19 protein-coding genes are annotated in these 17365 nt (G+C 72.3%); 11 read left to right on the top strand and 8 right to left on the bottom strand.

The window, feature by feature from the left end; translation table 11 throughout:
• Window positions 1-133: 133 nt before the first annotated feature.
• Window positions 134-457 carry an antibiotic biosynthesis monooxygenase family protein gene (locus B7P34_RS08580; RefSeq protein ID WP_106675206.1) on the bottom strand — a complete coding sequence of 108 codons (324 nt, stop codon included), beginning with the start codon at window positions 455-457 and terminating at the stop codon, window positions 134-136.
• Window positions 458-708: 251 nt separating this feature from the next.
• Between B7P34_RS08580 and B7P34_RS08575 the strand changes: the two genes are divergently transcribed.
• The 7 genes from B7P34_RS08575 (at window position 709) to B7P34_RS08550 (ending at window position 6478) form a co-directional block, all read left to right on the top strand.
• On the top strand, window positions 709-2340 hold the full coding sequence (locus B7P34_RS08575) for an amidase (RefSeq protein ID WP_189382591.1): 1632 nt from the start codon (window positions 709-711) through the stop codon (window positions 2338-2340).
• A 125-nt stretch (window positions 2341-2465) separates the two neighbouring features.
• Window positions 2466-2756, top strand: a complete 291-nt coding sequence (locus B7P34_RS08570) for a helix-turn-helix domain-containing protein (RefSeq protein WP_106675252.1) — start codon at window positions 2466-2468, stop codon at window positions 2754-2756.
• Window positions 2749-4278, top strand: coding sequence for a helix-turn-helix domain-containing protein (locus tag B7P34_RS08565; RefSeq protein WP_106675204.1), 1530 nt, complete (start codon window positions 2749-2751; stop codon window positions 4276-4278). The genes B7P34_RS08570 and B7P34_RS08565 overlap by 8 nt, the downstream gene beginning before the upstream one ends.
• A complete protein-coding gene (locus tag B7P34_RS08560; RefSeq protein ID WP_106675203.1) occupies window positions 4279-4848 on the top strand; it encodes a transcriptional regulator in 570 nt (189 codons plus the stop codon).
• A 123-nt stretch (window positions 4849-4971) separates the two neighbouring features.
• Window positions 4972-5127: a DUF6131 family protein gene (locus B7P34_RS37370; protein WP_189382589.1), complete on the top strand. Its 156-nt coding sequence runs from the start codon at window positions 4972-4974 to the stop codon at window positions 5125-5127.
• 119 nt (window positions 5128-5246) lie between these two features.
• Entirely contained in the window at window positions 5247-5882 is a 636-nt protein-coding gene (locus tag B7P34_RS08555) for a hypothetical protein (protein WP_106675251.1), read from the top strand.
• Window positions 5882-6478, top strand: a complete 597-nt coding sequence (locus B7P34_RS08550) for a hypothetical protein (RefSeq protein ID WP_223267638.1) — start codon at window positions 5882-5884, stop codon at window positions 6476-6478. Before B7P34_RS08555 ends, B7P34_RS08550 begins: the two co-directional genes overlap by 1 nt.
• Window positions 6479-6502: 24 nt before the next feature.
• On the opposite strand, the gene B7P34_RS08545 is transcribed toward B7P34_RS08550, so the two are convergent.
• Genes B7P34_RS08545 through B7P34_RS39310 form a run of 4 tightly spaced genes read right to left on the bottom strand, consistent with a single transcriptional unit; the run spans window position 6503 to window position 9492 of the window.
• A complete protein-coding gene (locus tag B7P34_RS08545; protein WP_106675202.1) occupies window positions 6503-7498 on the bottom strand; it encodes an aldo/keto reductase in 996 nt (331 codons plus the stop codon).
• 38 nt (window positions 7499-7536) lie between these two features.
• On the bottom strand, window positions 7537-8703 hold the full coding sequence (locus B7P34_RS08540) for an MAB_1171c family putative transporter (protein ID WP_106675201.1): 1167 nt from the start codon (window positions 8701-8703) through the stop codon (window positions 7537-7539).
• A gap of 28 nt (window positions 8704-8731) precedes the next feature.
• Window positions 8732-9304: an ImmA/IrrE family metallo-endopeptidase gene (locus B7P34_RS08535; protein ID WP_223267637.1), complete on the bottom strand. Its 573-nt coding sequence runs from the start codon at window positions 9302-9304 to the stop codon at window positions 8732-8734.
• Between the two features lie 56 nt (window positions 9305-9360).
• A complete protein-coding gene (locus tag B7P34_RS39310) occupies window positions 9361-9492 on the bottom strand; it encodes a hypothetical protein (RefSeq protein ID WP_286157461.1) in 132 nt (43 codons plus the stop codon).
• Window positions 9493-9925: 433 nt separating this feature from the next.
• Here B7P34_RS39310 and B7P34_RS08530 point away from each other — a divergent pair, with 433 nt between their 5' ends.
• Entirely contained in the window at window positions 9926-11182 is a 1257-nt protein-coding gene (locus B7P34_RS08530) for a family 2 encapsulin nanocompartment cargo protein terpene cyclase (RefSeq protein WP_223267636.1), read from the top strand.
• A 169-nt stretch (window positions 11183-11351) separates the two neighbouring features.
• On the top strand, window positions 11352-12203 hold the full coding sequence (locus B7P34_RS08525; RefSeq protein ID WP_223267653.1) for a geranyl diphosphate 2-C-methyltransferase: 852 nt from the start codon (window positions 11352-11354) through the stop codon (window positions 12201-12203).
• Window positions 12204-12273: 70 nt separating this feature from the next.
• On the opposite strand, the gene B7P34_RS08520 is transcribed toward B7P34_RS08525, so the two are convergent.
• A complete protein-coding gene (locus B7P34_RS08520) occupies window positions 12274-13236 on the bottom strand; it encodes a LysR family transcriptional regulator (RefSeq protein ID WP_223267635.1) in 963 nt (320 codons plus the stop codon).
• A 205-nt stretch (window positions 13237-13441) separates the two neighbouring features.
• Between B7P34_RS08520 and B7P34_RS08515 the strand changes: the two genes are divergently transcribed.
• Together B7P34_RS08515 and B7P34_RS08510 are read left to right on the top strand one after the other, a co-directional pair.
• Window positions 13442-14230, top strand: a complete 789-nt coding sequence (locus B7P34_RS08515) for an alpha/beta fold hydrolase (RefSeq protein ID WP_106675198.1) — start codon at window positions 13442-13444, stop codon at window positions 14228-14230.
• Window positions 14231-14383: 153 nt separating this feature from the next.
• Window positions 14384-15199, top strand: a complete 816-nt coding sequence (locus B7P34_RS08510) for an alpha/beta fold hydrolase (protein WP_106675197.1) — start codon at window positions 14384-14386, stop codon at window positions 15197-15199.
• 30 nt (window positions 15200-15229) lie between these two features.
• Here B7P34_RS08510 and B7P34_RS08505 read toward each other — a convergent pair whose 3' ends face one another.
• A complete protein-coding gene (locus tag B7P34_RS08505) occupies window positions 15230-16621 on the bottom strand; it encodes a CoF synthetase (protein ID WP_106675196.1) in 1392 nt (463 codons plus the stop codon).
• Window positions 16618-17352: a TetR/AcrR family transcriptional regulator gene (locus B7P34_RS08500; RefSeq protein WP_106675195.1), complete on the bottom strand. Its 735-nt coding sequence runs from the start codon at window positions 17350-17352 to the stop codon at window positions 16618-16620. Before B7P34_RS08500 ends, B7P34_RS08505 begins: the two co-directional genes overlap by 4 nt.
• Window positions 17353-17365 lie beyond the last annotated feature (13 nt).

Below are 17365 nucleotides of genomic sequence, written 5' to 3'. Positions count from 1 at the left end.
CGGACGCGGCGGCGGGCCTGATTCCGGGCCTGACGTCGTCGGGTCCGACGGTGGATCCGGTCACGCGGAAGCGGTGAGGGCCGGGGGCGCGGGGAACATCCCCGCGCCCCCGCGCCCGTTCCAGGCGTTCTCGTCAGGCGTTCTTGGCCGACGCCTGCTGGACGACCTCGAAGGACAGCAGGCTGGAGCCCGTCGCCGCAGGCTTGGGGCGGGCGCCGTCGCCGCCGCCCTGGTGGCCCTGCCGCATCGGGCCGTTCAGCCAGTTCTGGTAGTCCTCCTCGCTGCGCCAGCGGGTGTAGACGAAGTAGTCGTCCGTGCCCTCCACGGGCCGCAGGAGCTCGAACCACTCGAAGCCGTCGCTGGACTCCACGAGCCCGGCACGTGCGGAGAAGCGCTCCTCCAGGACGGCGCGCTGCTCGGCGGGGACGGTCAGGACGTTGATCTTGACTACGCTCATGCCCCAATGGTGCCCGATGTCCCCGTTGCGGGTGTGGCGGGGGTGCCGGTTCGCGGGCGTGGCGGCGCGGTGGTGTGACGGCGTGGTGGTGTGACGGCGTGGTGGTGTGGTGGTGCGACGGCGGTGGCGGCATGGCCGCTCAGGTCACCAGGGGCAGGTAGAGCGTAGGCCGGGGCGCCGGGCCGCCTTCTTCGGGCCACGGCCGGCGTCACCCCTTGTGCCGGGCGCGGTGATGTAGTGCGCTGGCACGCATGGGGAAGCAGAGTGCTCTCGTACTGATGGCCGCAGTGGCGGTGGGGCTGGGGTCTCTCGTGACAGGAGTGCCGGGTGTGCCCGGTGCGCCGGGCGGTCGCGCGCACGCCGCCGAACGCGATGCCGGCGGCGCGCCGCCGCTGCCGGACGGTCCTCCGCCGGCGCCGGGCGTCGACCTCGACAGGGTGACGATCCCGGAGCTGCAGGCCCGCATGGCGGACGGATCGCTCACCTCGTCGGCGCTGACCGCCGCCTACCTGCGGCGGATCGCCACCGTCGATCCCAGGATCAACGCGGTGCTGCGCACCGATCCCACCGCCATGCGCCAGGCGGCCGCCAGCGACGCCCGGCACCGGCGCGGCAGCGCCCGCGGACCGCTCGACGGCATTCCCGTCCTGCTCAAGGACAACATCGACACCCGCGGCATGCCCACGACGGCCGGATCGCTGGCGCTGGCCGGCAGCCCGCCGCGCACCGACGCGGCCCTCGTCACCCGGCTGCGGGACGCGGGAGCGGTGATCCTCGGCAAGACCAACCTGTCCGAGTGGGCCAACTTCCGCGCGGCGAAGCCGACGTCGGGATGGTCGGCGGTGGGCGGGCAGACCAGGAACCCCTACGTGCTGGACCGCAACCCGTGCGGATCGTCCTCCGGTTCGGCCGCCGCGCTCGCCGCGTCGCTCGCGCAGGTGGCGATCGGCACCGAGACGGACGGCTCCGTCGTGTGCCCGGCCGGGATGAACGGCGTGGTCGGCCACAAGCCCAGCCTCGGGCTGGTCAGTCAGGCCGGCGTGGTGCCGATCTCCGCCGAGCAGGACACCGCGGGGCCCATGGCGCGCAACGTCACCGACGCCGCCCTCACCCTCGCGGTCCTCCGCGGGGACGGCGCCCCGCGCCCCGCCGCCCTCCCGGAAGGCCTGACGCAGCAGCCGGGCGGACTGCGCGGCAAGCGCATCGGACTGTGGCGGCTGCCCTCGCTCGGGCCCGAGGTCGACGCCCTGATGACCCGTACGGCGGAGAAGCTGCGCGCCGCGGGAGCCGTCGTCGTCGAGGTGACGCCCCCGTACCAGGAACGGCTCGCCCAGCTCGAGTACCCGGCGCTGCTGAGCGAGTTCCACCGGGACATCGACGCCTACCTCGCCACGCGGGAGGGGCCGCGCGACCTCGCAGGGCTGATCGCCTTCAACCGCGCGCATGCCGCGGAACGGACCTGCTTCGCCGGCCAGGAACTCTTCGAGCAGGCCCTCGCCGCGCCCCCGGTCACCGACCCGGGGTACCGGGCCGTGCGCGCCGAGCTGAAGGACCTCTCCCGCCGCTCCGTGGACGAGACCATGGCCGCCCACCGGCTGGACGCCATCGCCGCACCGGCCAACCCGCCCGCCTGGACGACCGACTGCGCGCGCGGCGACAACGACGTGATCCCGTCGTCGACGCCCGCGGCCGTGGCCGGCTACCCGTCGCTGTCGGTGCCCGCCGGCTTCGTGGGCGAACTCCCGGTCGGCCTGCTCCTCATGGCCGGTGACCGGCAGGACGACGACCTGCTGTCACTGGGAGCAATGGTGGAGACCCGGCTGAAGGCCTGGCGGGCACCCCGCTATCTGCCGACTGCGGAGCCGCCCGGCGCCTCCCGCTGAACGGCGGAACGCTCGGCTGAAGCCGGCCCGGCCCCTGTGGGCGGGCCGGCTTCAGCCACGTGTATGCGGGTCGGCTCCGGCCACGTGTATGCGGTTTGCGCATGATCGTTGGTAGGGTGTGCGGCATGAGCTCGGGACTGGAGGAGTCGTTGCGCCTGGCGGTGGCCGCGTTGATGCGGACGACAGGGGAGTCGCAGCGCGTGGTCGCCGGTGTGCTGGGGCTGACGCAGGCGCAGGTGTCGCGCAGGCAGTCCGGCACGGCGTCGTGGACGCTGGGCGACGTGGACGCCCTCGCCGTGCATTACGGCATCGGCGCCCTGGACCTGCTGGCCGGTCCGGCCCGCGCGTGCGCGGCGTTGCCGGCTGCCCGGCGCCGGGTGGCCGCGGCCGCGCGGGGGGTGCGGTCCGGTGGGTGACTTCGACGCGATCGACTCGCTGCTCGCCGCCGTCGGCCCGGAGGCCGCACTGCCCACCCCCGAGGTGCGCCGGGAACTGCGTGAGCAGGCGCGGCTGTCCAAGGCCCAGGTTGCCCGGGCGCTCGGGGTGAGCCCGTCGACGGTGGCCGGCTGGGAGGGTACCCGGGACCCGTCCGGTGAGATCCGTACCAGGTACGCGTATCTGCTGGACGGACTGGCCGCCAAGTTCCAGGCCGAGGCCGAGCCGGAGCTGGATCCGGAGCCGGAGCCGGAGAAGGCTGACACGGGCGTTGCGCCCGAGCCCGGGCAGGACGGTTCAGGCGAGGGCGACGACGTAGAGTCGCTCGCCGTGCCGGAGCCGTGCGTGCTGTGCGGGCGTCCGGCGGGGAGCCGGGTGGCGGGCTTCGCCCAGCATCTGGACCCGGCGGACTGCCGAGCCGTGACCCAAGCCGTATCCCAGGCTGTGCCCCAAGCCGTACCCCGGGCTGTGACCCGAACCGTGCCCCGTCCCGTGGCCGCTCCCACGTCCAAGGCGGCCGCAGCCCCGGCCCGGCGCGCGTTCCAGACGCCGTCCGGTCCCGTCGACCTGATCGGCGAGGCGGTCCGGGCCGCGCTCGCCGAGAACGAGGGCGACGTGGACGCGGCCACGGCCGCCCTGCTGAAGCGGGCCATCCCGGACGCGATGCGGCTGCTGGACGAGACGCGCAAGGGCGCCCGCTACGACATCGTCGCCCACCCGTGGATTCCCGACATCCTGCGCAAGCAGACCTCCCGCGGCGCCGACCAGATCTGGGAGGCCCGCCCCAAGTGGACGCGCCGTCAACTCCCGCCGGGCACCCACGAGGTGACCGCGCTCGACATCAACGGCGCCTACCTCTCCGCGCTCAAGACGCACCTGCCCCTCGGGCAGCTGGAGCACTCCGCCGGTCTCGCCCACGACCGGCGCCGCGCGGGCGTCCACCTCATCACTCCGCCCGCGTGGGAGCACGAGGACGTGCTGCCGAACCCGATCGGCCGGCGCGACGAGCCCGGCCCGCTGTGGGTCACCGAACCCACCCTCCGCCTGCTCCTGCGCCTGTCCGGCCCGAAGCACGGGCTGTGCGAGCGGCCCGTGGTGCACGAGTCGTACACCTCGGGCGCCACGGAGAACCTCCTGGAGAAGTTCCGCGTCGCCCTCAAGGACGCCCGCGACGCGGCGATCGCCGCCGGGGACGAGGTCACCCTGGAGTACGTGAAGGCGATGTACTCGAAGTTCGTCTCCACCATGGGGGAGTCGAACTACAACCGGGAGCTCTACCGGCCGGACTGGATGCACATCATCCGCTCCCAGGCGTTCGCCAACCTCTGGATGAAGGCCCTCAAGGCCCACGACGAGGGGCTGACGGTCGTCCGTGCCATGGGCACCGACGAGCTCCACGTCATCGGCGACTGGCGCCGTGTCTTCGCCGAGGGCCGGGGCGTTACCGAAGTCAAGGTCAAGGACGCCTATGCCGCGGACGCCGGAACGGGGGAGGAGGAGTAGATGCCGCAGAGGACCATCGACTTCGGCAAGTACGGCGCCCGGGGCGTCAAGGGCAGCGAAGCCGTCGCCCGCAAGCTCGACGAGCTCGCCGGTGGTATCACCACCCCCGTGACCGCCCGCCGCGGCCTCATGGCCCGCCTGCACTACCTGACCAGGACGGCCCACGCGCGCAAGGCCGCGTACGATGCCGGCCTGACCGTCACCGACCGCACCCTGAAAGCGTGGCTGGACGGCAGGCGCAGCCCGTCGAAGGCCAACCTGGAGCGTGTCGAACGGGCCTACCGCTCGGTACGCCGCCAGAACGTCGCCCGCCACCTCCTGCGCCGCCTGAACTCCTCCGGCGGGACGCGCGTGGAGATCCACCCGCTCAACCAGTCCCAGGTGCCGCGGCCGCTGCAGCGCGTGGTCGAGTACCGGACGATGAACGTGCGGCGCTGGGACCGCATCGTCGCCGCGTGGGCCGCCGGAGACGCCCGCGAGCTCGACGACGCCTGGACGGACACGATCGTCGACCTGGGCTCGCAGTGGGGCCAGTACGAGTACGTCACGAACATCGGCTTCGCCGCCTGAGGGCTGTCCGGAGCCGGGCCCGCGGCTGGAGCCGGGGCCGGGCCCGGGCCCGTTGCTTTGGCGCGATGCCCGGCGGGGGTGGACAGTGAGGAGGAGGGGGTTTTCCGCCGAGCGGAGGCCAACATGATCGTCCTGGGAGTGATTCTCCTCGTCATCGGGTTCCTGACCGGCATCTCCATCCTGTGGACCATCGGGATCATCCTGCTCGTCATCGGTGCGATCCTGTGGGTGCTGGGCGCGGTGGGCCATGAGGTCGGAGGCCGCCGGCACTACTGGTAGCCACCTGCAGCCACCTGCTCATCCGGTAGCCACTGCTCGTGCCCGGCCGCGGCCGGGCGCCGGGGCCGGACGGCCGCCGCCCTCCCGCCGTGTCCGGCGGTCTCTGTAGAGTGACCGCCGTGAAATCGAAGATCGTCTCAGTGCTCATAGCCGGTGCGGTGTGTCTGGCGGCCGCCGGGTGCGGGGGTGGGAAGTCCGGCGCGGACCGCGCGGGTGCCGAGCCGAAGCCGGCGGGCACCGTCCTGCCGCAGCGGCTGGACGAGCCGCCCGCCCTGCCCGACGAGAAGACGGAGCCCTCCCCGGCCGCCGACGCGTCGTTCAGCGAGAACCTGGAGTACGAGCTGCGCCGCAAGACCCGTGACATGGCCCGCGCGGAGGGCAGCATCACCGCCGAGTGCCCCGAGGACCTGGCCTCGAAGAGCGGGACGACCACCACTTGCAAGACCACCTTCGAAGGCCTCCAGGTGGAATGGGACGTGCGCATCGGCGACAAGCCCGCCTGGTCCAGGAGCATGGTGACGTTCACGGCGGCCCCGCGGCAGGGGATCCTCACGCGCGACGGCGTCGCCCGCCTGCTCTACGGCAACTTCAGGGGCAGCATCGACTACGCCCTCTGCAACGACATCCCCAAGGCCGTGCTGGCGCCCCTGAACAGCCAGTCGAAGTACCGGTGCGACGTGGTCAGGAAGGGTGAGAAGCCGTCGGGCTTCCCCCAGCCCGTGCGGGCCACCGACTCCGGACCGCGGTACTACTGATGGTGACGGAGGCGGACTGGAACGCGGCGGCACTGCGGCTCCTCGACGACCCCTACGTCTTCGTGGCCACCGGCCCCCGCCGGCACGAGGACTGGGCGCACGACGTCCACGCCGTGATGTACCGGGCGGTGCCCGACCCGCGCGGCTGGATCAGGCTGGACGCGGAGATCAGCGACATCGGGGGTCCCGCGCTGCCCGCGTACCCCTTCGACCCGCCGGCCGCCGCCGAGATGCCCGGCCGCCTCTACCGCCTGGAGGCGGAGGCGGCGGTCGGCGCGCTCGCCGTCATGACGGAGGAGTGGCAGGCGGAACCCGCCCCCGTCCGCTCCCGCTCCCGCGAGGGCCGGGAGGCCGCGCTGGCGGACGCCCGCACCCTGCTCGGCAGGTACGGCCCCGGCGCCCGGTACTGGACGAACGCGACGGCCGCCGCCTCCGACCCGGCCCCGGACTTCGTCGGGGCGTGCCTTCAGGGCACGCGGTCCCACAGCTTCCTCACCTCCGCGTACCTCGGCGGCCTCGACCTGTTCGACGACCTGGGCCTCATCGCGGTGAGCGACGACGAGGTGGGCGTCTTCTGGTCGATCGGCGCGTACTGACCCGGTGCCCGGGCCGGCCCGCGGTCAGTGACCCAGCCGGTTCAGGGCCTGCTCCGGATAGCGCGCCCCGGCCACCGCATCTGCGGGTACGGCGTCGCCGATCCGCGCCAGCTGCTCCGGCGTCATCACCAGCTCCACGGCCGCGGCGTTCTCTTCGAGGCGGGCGAGGCGCTTGGTGCCGGGGATCGGGATGATGTCGTCGCCCTGGGCGAGCAGCCAGCCGAGCGCGGCCTGCGCGGGAGTGCAGCCGATCTCCCCGGCGACGGCTTCGAGGGCGCGCACGAGCGCGAGGTTGCGGTCGATGTTCTCCGCGGAGAACCGGGGCCAGCGCAGCCGGTTGTCCCCTTCGGAGAGCTCCTCGCGCGAGGAGACGGCGCCGGCGAGCATGCCGCGGCCCAGCGGCGAGTACGCCACCACGGCCGTGCCGAGCTCCCGGCACGTCGCGAGCATGTCGCCCTCCACCACGTCGCGGGTGGCCAGCGAGTACTCCATCTGCACGGCACTGATGGGATGCACCGCGTGCGCGTCCCGCAGCGTCCGGGAGCTCACTTCCGACAGCCCGAGGAAACGCACCTTGCCGGCGGCGACGAGTTCCGCCATGGCCCCCACGGTCTCCTCGACCGGAACCTCGGGGGAGCGGCGGTGGACGTAGTACAGATCGATGTGGTCGACGCCCAGCCTGCGCAGCGAGGCGTCACAGGCCCTCTTCACGTGCTCCGGCGAGTTGTCCACCCGGTCGACCCGTCCGCTGACGGGGTCGTGCCGCAGCCCGAACTTGGTGGCGAGGAAGAAGCTCTCGCGCGCCCGCCCGTCCAGCCAGCTCCCCAGGAGCTCCTCGTTGGCGCCCCGCCCGTACGCGTCCGCCGTGTCGAGGAACGTGATGCCCAGCTCGGCGGCGCGGTCGAGGGTGCGCCGCGCCTCCGCCGGATCGGCGGGGCCGTAGGCGATGGACATGCCCATGCATCCGAGACCGACGGCCGAGACGGTCGCACCGCTGCCACCGAGTCTGCGGTTCTTCATGACCTGCTTCTCCTCACGCGTCCCATGGCTGACTTGGCTCACTGCTCGCCGCCCTGCCCCTGTTTGACCAGGGCGGAGTAGGCGCGGGCCACCCCGACCAGCCGGGAGACCTCGCCCGCGTAGTCCACGTCCGAAGGGACGAAGGACGTCACGGTCGGCGGCTCCTCGGGCAGTTCGACCTCCCGCATCTTCGCATCGATCGCCGCCGCCACGAGAGCCGCCTCGGCATCCGCGGTCGCGCCGTCCGGCTCCTCGGGCATGTACGGGCGCAGGGCGAGGATCCCGTCCTGGATCTCGATGACGCGCCGGTAGAGCCGGTAGTTGATGTCGTACGGCGCGAAGCGGACGAGCCGCGAACGCTCCGGAGGGCTCAGGGCGATGTTCGGGCTGGCGGCGCAGAGGTCGCTCCACAGCCGGTGGAGCTTCTGGTGGGCGAGGAAGTGGTCCGTGCGCTGCCGGGCGGCGGAGAGCCGCGGGCCCCAGGACGGCATGGTGAGCCCGGCGGCGAGGAAGGTGATGCCGATGCCGTTGGACAGGGGGGTGACGGCTTCCCAGTCCAGCGGGGCCAGGTCCAGTTGCACCGCCACGACGGCCCAGGCCCGGTTCAGGCAGTAGACGAGGTAGGCGGCGGCGCCGGCCGCCGTGCAGTGCAGACCGCGGCGGAGCCACGCGCGGCCGGAGACCTTGCCGTACCGGAGGCTGAGCCGGATGATCTCGACCAGTCCCGCACCGAACGCGGTGACGTACAGCAGCAGGTAGGCGGCGGTGACGGGCCGGTGCGCGTTCTGCAGCAAGTAGTGCTGCGACCGCTGGCCGGACCCGTCGTCACCGGCCCACCACAGGACGAGCATGGCCGTCGCGCAGAGGGCGGTCGCGGTCAGGAGCATGCGGGTCCTGGCGCGCGCCACGTCCCGCGGATGGACCCAGTGGACGATCGCGATGAGGAAGGCGGCGCTTGAGGAGGCCCCGCCCATGAGGTGGATGCCGAGGGCCCCCAGGTTGCTGACGCCGGAGAACCTGTCGACGCCGGCCGACACCGCGGGGGTCGACAGGACGAAGGAGACGCCCTTGCAGAGGAAGGCGGCCAGGAGGGCGATCAGCGCCGGGTCCCGGCTCCCCTTCCGGACGTCGAGGAGCTTGTACAGGAAGGCGATGGCGCAGAGGGCGGCGCAGACGGGGAAGATGACGCTCTTCAGACCCAGCACGGTGCCCCCTCGGCGAGGAGGGGTGAGGTCACAGTGACCTCTCTATGCGGGCCACGGTCTCCGCGTCCACCGAGGGGACGGCCCATCTGCTCTCCAGCGGTGGGCGCGTGACGTGCTCCAGGATCAACGACGCCATGATTTCGGCTTCCTGCTCCTCCTCCGTCGAATAGCTGGTACGGCCGAGCGCCTCGCGGACCCGCTCCGCGTCGAGGTGCGGGAACATCGAGGACAGGCCCGAGGAGCCGGCCGGGTCGGTGTCCCCCCGGTGGCTGCAGATCATGTGCGCGAGTTCGTGCGCGATGATGTGGTCCTGGTGGAGCCTGCTGGTGTTGGCCTCGAAGATGACGATGTCGGCCGTGTCCAGTGCCACCCACATCCCGCACGGGTACGACGCGCCCATGATCACCGGAGCGAGGTGGAGCGGCCTGCCCCGCTCACGGCTCAGGTGTTCGCACAGCGTCACGATGTCGCACCGGTCCGGCAGTTCGAGCCGGGTCAGCAGGGTGGCGGCGCCACGGCGCAGCCGTCGCAGCGCTCGCCTGGACTCGTGGCCGGCGGCTGCGGATCCGGAACCACCGGCGCGGACGTGATGTGCTCCCACTGACTCTCTTTCACCCGCTCGTTCCAGAAGAACACCCGGCAGGTGTCTGCCGGTTGCTATACGTCGTCGGTTCGCGGCAGCAGCGGCAGCCCCTCCAGCACCCGGCCCCGTTCGATCACCTCGCTGATCGACTGCAGGCTCGGTCTGTCGGCCGGTGTGGTGTCACGTCCGTCAGCAATGCCGTCCAAGGCGCACCCCCTCGGCCTGAGAATCTACTAGCCCACCGGTCGGCAAGTCGATACGGGCGCCGCCCCGCGGAGAGGCGGCGAAGCGCCTGCCGGGGGCGGGCCGGCGGACCGGGGCCGTGCCTCCAGGTCGCCCGCCGGGTCTTCCATGCCGGCAGTGCGCCCTTCCCGCATCAACTAGCTGGGCTGAAAGGCGCCCTGACGTCCCTTTACCTCGTCTTGGCCGGCGCCTCCCGGGCCACCGTTTCACAGGAAGCCCTTCTGCCGTATCTGGACCACAACGCGGCCGGATAAACATACACAGCTACATACGGATGAATGTGTGCCGCTACCGCTGTGCAAGGCCCCTCCCGGCCCGTCAGTCTGCTGACCGGAGAACTCCGGCATCGCGGACCGCCGTTCGCGATGCCCGCATGCGTAGCGAAGGGACCCCCGGATGCCCCAGCTTGACGGCGCCTCTCCGCTCCAGGCGGGAGCGCCCAGTGCCCTCCGCCCGCACCACTCCGCAGCCGGCGGGCCGGGGCCGGCCGTGGCGGAGGCGGTGCAGGGCCTCCTCGCGGGGCCGACGGGGCTGGGGACTTCGGCGGCCCGTCTGTTCCGTACGGCCCTCGCCGAAGCCGGCCTGCCGTCGGAGGCGCCCGCCGCCGCACCGGCATCCGCGCCTCCGGCCGGGCAGGACGCCGCCGCGGGCCCGGGCGAAGGACCGGAAAGCGGCGAGGGGTCCGAAGGGTCCTCCGTCGTCGTGCCGCCGCTCTACTGCCCGGACGCCGAGCGCGACGACCCGGCCCTCGGCGAAGAGGTCAACAACCGGCTCGTCGAGTGGGCCGAGGAGGTCGGCATCTTCCAGGGCCGCCTCGAACGGCTCCGGTCGCACAACTTCGGCCGGCTGTTCATGCTCGCCCACCCCGACACCGACGACCCCGAGCGCATCCTCATCGCCGCCAAGTGCGGGCTCTCCGAATGGGCCGTCGACGACCACTGGGTGGACGAGGGCGAGGACACCAGCCCGGAGCTGATCGGCTCGCGCCTGGCCATGGCCCACGCCGTCGTCGACCCCGTCCGGCTCCCGGCCCGCTACCTCGCCGAGTTCGAGGACCTCGTCCGCAAGGAGCCGGTGCTGCGCGCCTTCCGCTCCTGCCTCGACCACCTGGCGGAGATCGCGAGTCCCACCCAGGTCGCCCGGCTGCGCCACGAACTCGCCGTGATGTTCGTGGGCTACAACCAGGAGGCGGAGTGGCGCGGCTCCGGGCGGACCCCCGCCGTGTGGGAGTACCTGCTGCACCGCTACGAGAACGCCTTCTACCCCTGCATGGTCCTCATCGACCCGGTCGGCGGCTACGAACTCCCGGCCGCGGAGTTCGCCGACGCGCGCGTGCGCCGGACGTACCTGTACGCCGGAACGGCCAACGTGCTGCTCAACGACCTGTACTCGATGACCAAGGAAGACCCCACCGACACCAACCTGCCCAACCTCATCGCCGCCGAGGACAACTGCTCGCTGCAGGAGGCCGTCAACCGCGCGGCGTGCATCCACGACGAGCTGATGCACACGGTGGAGGCCGAGTGCGCCCTCCTGAGCGCGGCCGGCTCCCCGGCCCTGCGGCGCTACCTGACCGGGCTGTGGGCGTGGATGGGCGGCAGCAAGGAGTGGCACGCCACCAGCCCCCGCTACCGCGAGGCACCGGTCAAGTGACCCGGTGACCTCCAGTGCACCGGTGACCCAGCGACTCGGTGACCCAGCGACTCGGTGACCGGACGGCTCGGTGACCGGGTGGCTCGGTGGCCGGGCGACTTCCCGCGACTCCCTTTCAGTTGAGTTCCTATCAGTTCACCCGCTATCGAAAAGAGAAGACACGGTGACCATTCAGGAGACCCCCGCCCCGGTCCTCGCCAGCGCGTACCAGCGGTCCGTCGCCGATTACTGGAACCGCGAGAAGAACCCGGTCAACCTCCGCCTCGGCGAAGTGGACGGCATCTACCACCACCACTACGGCATCGGCGACGCCGACTGGTCGGTCCTGGACGGGCCGGAGGAGACCCGCGACGAGCGGATCACCGCCGAGCTGCACCGGCTGGAGTGCGCCCAGGCGGATCTGCTCCTGAGCCACCTCGGACCCATCACCCCCGACGACTACCTGCTGGACTCCGGCTCGGGCCGCGGCGGCAGCAGCCTCGTCGCCAACCAGCGCTTCGGCTGCCACGTCGACGGCATCTCCATCTCCGAGACCCAGGTGGCGTTCGCCAACGAGCAGGCCGAGAAGCGCGGCGTGTCCGACAAGGTGCGCTTCCACCTCAAGAACATGCTGGACACCGGCTTCGAGACGGACCGCTTCCGGGCCATCTGGAACAACGAGAGCACCATGTACGTCGACCTCTCCCAGCTGTTCCCGGAGTACGCCCGGATGCTGCGGCACGGCGGCAGGTACGTGACCATCACCGGCTGCTACAACGACAGCTACGGCCTGCCCTCCCGGGCCGTCAGCGAGATCAACGCCCACTACATCTGCGACATCCACCCGCGCAGCAGCTACTTCAAGGAGATGGCGAAGAACCGCCTCGTCCCGGCCGCCGTCGTGGACCTGACCGAGGCCACCATCCCGTACTGGGAGCTGCGCGCCCAGTCGCCCCTGGCCACGGGCATCGAGAAGGCCTTCCTGACCGCGTACAAGGACGGCAGCTTCCAGTACCTGCTCATCGCGGCCGATCGGGTCTGACGGAGAGCAGCGCGCCCCCTGTTCCCGGCGGCTCGCCGTCGGGACCAGGGGGCGCGCCTGTTCCCGGTCCTCAGCCTTCCTCGCCCTGACTTCCCTCTCCCGGGCCTTCCTCTCCCGGGCCTTCCTCTCGCGCCAGGCTGTTGCAGGCGTCCAGGAGAGCGGCCAGCCGGCGGGAAGGGGAGTGGGGGCGGACCACCAGGTACGTACGGACGGCGGGGGCAGGGGCGGCGAACGGGCGGAAGGAGACGCGGGGCGCCGGCTGGATGCGGGCCTGCGACGCGTAGTAGACCGTCCAGCTCGGCCTGCCGGTGGCGATCGCGGCCAGAGTGTCCTGGTCGGTGGTGAACGCCGCACCCATGACCGGCTCGAAGCCCGCGGCGCGGCAGGCGCCGACGACCGTGTCGACCAGGTGCGGGTTGGTTTCGCGGGGCGCGATCCGCAGGGGAAGGCCGGCCAGGTCGGTGAGGGGCACATGTGGTGGCGCGGCCAGAGGGTGGCCTGTGGGCAGGGCGGCGACGAGGGAGTCGCGCCACAGGGGGAGGAACTCCAGGCCGGGGCTGTGCGCGTCCGCGCCCCGGACGAAGGCGGCGTCCAGTTCCCCGTCGCGCACCTGCTGGAGCCGGGTCGCCCGCGGCGCGCTGACCAGCTCGACCAGCAGCTGCGGGGCCCGCTCGGTCAGCGCGGTCAGCACCGCGTCCAGACGGAGGCCGAGCCCGGTGGTGGTGCCGACCCGCAGGGTCGACTCCTGCTCCGCGTGCAGCGCGGCCATGGCCTCAAGCGCGGAACGCTCGGCTTCCAGGACGGCGCGGGCGTGCGCCAGGAAGGCCCGACCCGCGGCGGTCAGCGTCACCGTACGGGTCGTGCGGTCGAACAGCTTGAGGCCGAGCTCGCGCTCGAGCCGCCGGATCTGCTGGCTGACGGTCGGCTGCACGATGTGCAGCCGCTCGGCGGCGCGTCCGAAGTGCAGCTCCTCGGCCACCGCCACGAAGTAGCGCACCTGACGCAACTCCACGCCGTTTCCCCCTCGGTTCATGACGCGATCCATGACGCGATTCATGACGCCAATTCATGACGTCGATTCATCACGTTTCTTGATCAGTCTAGGAGCGGATCGCTCCTTGGCCGTCACCGCCCTGTCCCGTGGAATGGGCCACGACACAACAGCGCGGCGCGCGGGCCGTTCCGCCGGCCGGCCCTGCAGGCCCGCCGGCCGGCGCGCATGAGGAAGGGACAGGACGATGGCCTACGTGACCGTCAACGGCACCACGCTCCACTACCAGGACCTCGGCTCCGGCCGGCCCCTGGTGTTCCTGCACGGCTGGGGCACCAGCGGCCGCGTGTGGGACGCCCAGGCCGCCGACCTGATGGCCGACCACCGCGTGATCACCCTCGACTGGCGGGGCTGCGGCCGGTCGGACCGGCCCGCCACCGGCTACAGCATCGACGGCATCACCAGCGACATCCTGGAGTTCGCCGACGCCCTGGAGCTCGACCGGCCGGTGCTGATCGGATCGTCGATCGCGGGTGCGTTCACCGTCGAGGCCGCGCTCGCCGCTCCGGACCGCATCGGCGCGATCATCCCGGTGGACGCCGGCATCCACCACTTCTGCGATATGCGGGAAGGAATGGACAAGCTGCTGGCGGATCTGCGCGCCGACAGGGCGGGCACCCTGGCGGACTTCGTGCCGCACTGGTTCCGCCCGGGGGTGAGCGCCGCCATGATCGACTGGTCGGTGCGGCAAGTCCTGGACGCCACGTTCCTCATCGACCAGCTCGTCCTCGACCAGGCGGACTACGACCCCCGGCCCCGGCTGGGCGGCGTACGGGTCCCCACTCACTTCCTGCACGGCGAGCTGGACACCGAGGTCCCGCTGTCGGTCCCGCGCGAGTGCGCCGGCCTGATCCCCGGCGCCCGTCTGACCGTCATCGAAGGCGCCGGTCACATGCCCCAGCAGGACCGGGCCGAGCGCTTCACCGAGGCGCTCCGTGCGGCCCTGAACCTGACGGCTCCCGCCCCGGCCGCCTGATCAGCCGCCGGAACCACTCGTACGGATCGGACCACTCGTACGGATCGTGGCCGGCTTCCCGCCCGCGACCGGCACTTTCCGCAAGCCCTGAAATCTGCAAGAAATCTGCAAGCTCTGAAATCTGCACGCCCTGAAATCTCAAAGAGGAACACCATGCCCGTAGTCGACGTCTCCGTCTCCGGTGGCATCAGCAAGGCCCACTACCTGGTCACCGGAAGCGGCCCGGGCCTGGTCCTGGTGCACGGCACCGGTGCCACCGGCCAGGCCAACTGGGGACCGCTCATCGAGGCCCTCAGCGACCGGTACACCATCGTGGCCCCGGACCTGCCCGGCTCGGGCGGAACCCGTGACCCCGGCGGGCCCATCACGCTCGGCGACATGGTCGCCCACGTCGTGGCGGCGGCCCGGGACGCCGGTCTCGAACGCTTCCACCTCGTCGGGCATTCCCTCGGTGCCGTCGTGGCCACGGCCGTCGCGGGCCTGCACCCGGGCCTGGTCGGCTCCTTGACGGTCCACGCCGGATGGGTCCGTGCCGACGCGCAGATGGCGTTCCAGTTCGAGCTGTGGAAGGAGCTGGTCCGCACCGACCCGGCCGCGATGGCGCGGATGCTCCTGCTCACGGCCATGGGCAAGGACACCCTCCGCACCTGGGACAGGACAGCCTTCGATCAGGCGGCCGGCGCCTTCACCGGCTTGCTGGACGGGGACCGGGCCCAGGACGGGTTCGCCCGGCTGTCCGAAGCCAACACGACCCTCGACCTCACCGGCCTGCTCCCGGGCGTCACGGCCCCGACCCTGATCCTCTCCAGCGCCGACGACCGCATCGTCTTCCCGCACCACCAGCTCGAACTGGCCGACGGGATACCTCACGCCCGGCTGCTGCGCGTGCCCGGCGGGCACGGCCTCCCTGCCGAGAACCCCGCGCTCCTGACCGAGAAGGTCGCGGAACACCTCACCCGGGTCGGCTGACCGCCGGGGTCGTCGCACGGAGCCGGGCCGTCAGGCGGGACCGGGGACTGATGAAGCGAGCGGGATGACCGTCCTGTACTTGCCGCCGGGCGTCTGCTGAGGCGGCTCCTCGGCCCGTTGGACGGTGACGTGGCCGAGGCCGCTGCCGGCGAGCAGGCGGGTCAGCTCCTGGAGGACGGCCTGCCACGCCCGGTCCGGATCGGCGCCGGCGGCCGCGAGCAGGCGTACGCGCAGGGTCGACGGGGCCGTCTGCTCGATCTGGAACAGTTCGACGCCGGGGGTGCGGTCGACGAGCGTGCCGAAGGCCAGAGGGGAGAGGCTGGCGTGGCCGCCGTTGCCCGTGGGGAAGGTGAGGACGTCACCGGCGCGGCCCCGCACGCGGATCGCCGGGAGCGGGCTGCCGCAGGGGCACGGGTCGGGCCGGAGCAGGACGCTGTCGCCGAGGTCGTAGCGCAGGAACGGCTGCACCCGGTTGGCGAGGTTGCTGATCAGGACGGTGTGGGAGAACTCGCCGGGAGGGGTGGGCCGGTGGCCGGCGTCGACGGGCTCCAGCACCGCCCAGTCGCTGTTGACGTGGTACCAGCCCTCCGCGCAGCCGGTGCTGAGGTAGGTGCACTCGGTCGCGGCGTACGCCGCGCGGACCGTGGTGCGGAAGGCGCGGGCGACGCGGTCGGTGTCGTGCGGGGTCATCGTCTCGCCGGCGGGCTCGATCAGCAGCGGGTCGATGCGCAGGCGGCCGGCCTCCTGCTCGGCGGCGAGCAGCATGATGGTGCTGGTGTAGCCGATGACGATGGCGGGCCGGTACGCGTTGAGCTCGGCGACCAGTTGCGGCATCGGCATGTGCACGGAGAACGCGCGGAGCAGCTTCCCGCGCCGCCCGCCCTCGCGGACCACGCGCGAGTACCCGGCGTAGCTCGCGTAGTGCCCGCCGGTGGCCACCAACTGGGCGAAGCGCGCGCCGCGCACGGTGGCCCGGAGCATGCCGGCAGGGCCCAGCCAGGAGGCGAACGCGCGGGAGATCAGGGCGGAGCCGACGTCCATGCAACGGTCGTCGAGCACGAACAGCCCGCGCCGGCCGCTCGTGCCCGAGGTCGTGGCGACCAGGTACTTCCCGAGGAACCGCTGACCGATCAGGTCGGGATCGTCGGTGAACGCCCGTACCTTCTCCCGGGTGATGTCGCGGTCGGTCACCCAGTCGTCGAAGTGCTCCATCAGCGTCTTCTTGTCGGTGACCGGCAGCAGGGCCGGATCCTCCACCCGTTCGGGGAGACCGCGGTAGAGCTCGCGGTAGTACGGGGAGACGGCGCGGACGTGGGCGACCATGCCGGCCAGCCGGTCGCGCTGCCGCTGCATGATCGCGGCCGTGCCCTGCCTGCGGGCCCGGCGGATGTCCCGGGCCGGCCACGCCTTGCTCTCGCTCATCGACCGGTACTCCTTCGGGGGACAGGCACGGGGGCGGGTACGGCGGGTGGTGCGACAGGTGGTGCGGCGGGTGGTGCGGCGGGTGCGGCTGACGGCCGGTAGCCGGCCTGGCCGAGGACGGCGGCGAAGTAGGCCCTGACCTCGTCCTCGCCGGCGGTGTCGGGGTGAGCGGCGAGGTGCTGCAGCGCCGCGCCGCTGAGCATCTGCTGCAGGACCTCCGGGTCGCTGCCCGGCGGCAGCTGCCCCGCCGCGCGGGCCCGTTCGAGTACGGCGCGCACGGCCCGCCCGCGGTGGCGGCCGTGTGCGGAGTGGTAGGCGCGCAGCAGTTCGGGGAGGTCGTCCACCGAGGCGTAGAGGCGGCGGGCCAGCCGGCGGGAGCGGGGGCTGCTGAGGTGACGGGCCCAGTCCGTGATCATGGCGTCGACGTCCGGCCAGTCCAGCGAGCCGGGGCCGAGGTCGCGGTACTCCCGTTCGACCGCCCGTACCAGCAGGTCGGTGAGGGTCGGGAAGCGGCGGTAGACGGTGGCGCGGGTGACCCCGGCGCGGCGTGCGACCTGCTCGATGCCGGCCGCGGCGGCACCCCGCTCGATCAGCAGGTCCAGCGCCGCCGAGAGGATCGCCTCGTCCGCCTCCCGGCTGCGGGGGCGGCCGGGAGAGCGCGCGTCTGGGGCGGGTTGCGGGGTAGCGGTGCCGCTGGTGGTGCGTCGGCCGTCGTCGCATCCATGGCTCATGGATTTACGATAC

The sequence above is a fragment of the Streptosporangium nondiastaticum genome, assembly GCF_003011965.1.
GTDB lineage: Bacteria > Actinomycetota > Actinomycetes > Streptomycetales > Streptomycetaceae > Streptomyces > Streptomyces nondiastaticus.
Note: the sequence above shows the minus strand (reverse complement) of the source record. Positions and strands in the feature narration are given on the sequence as shown.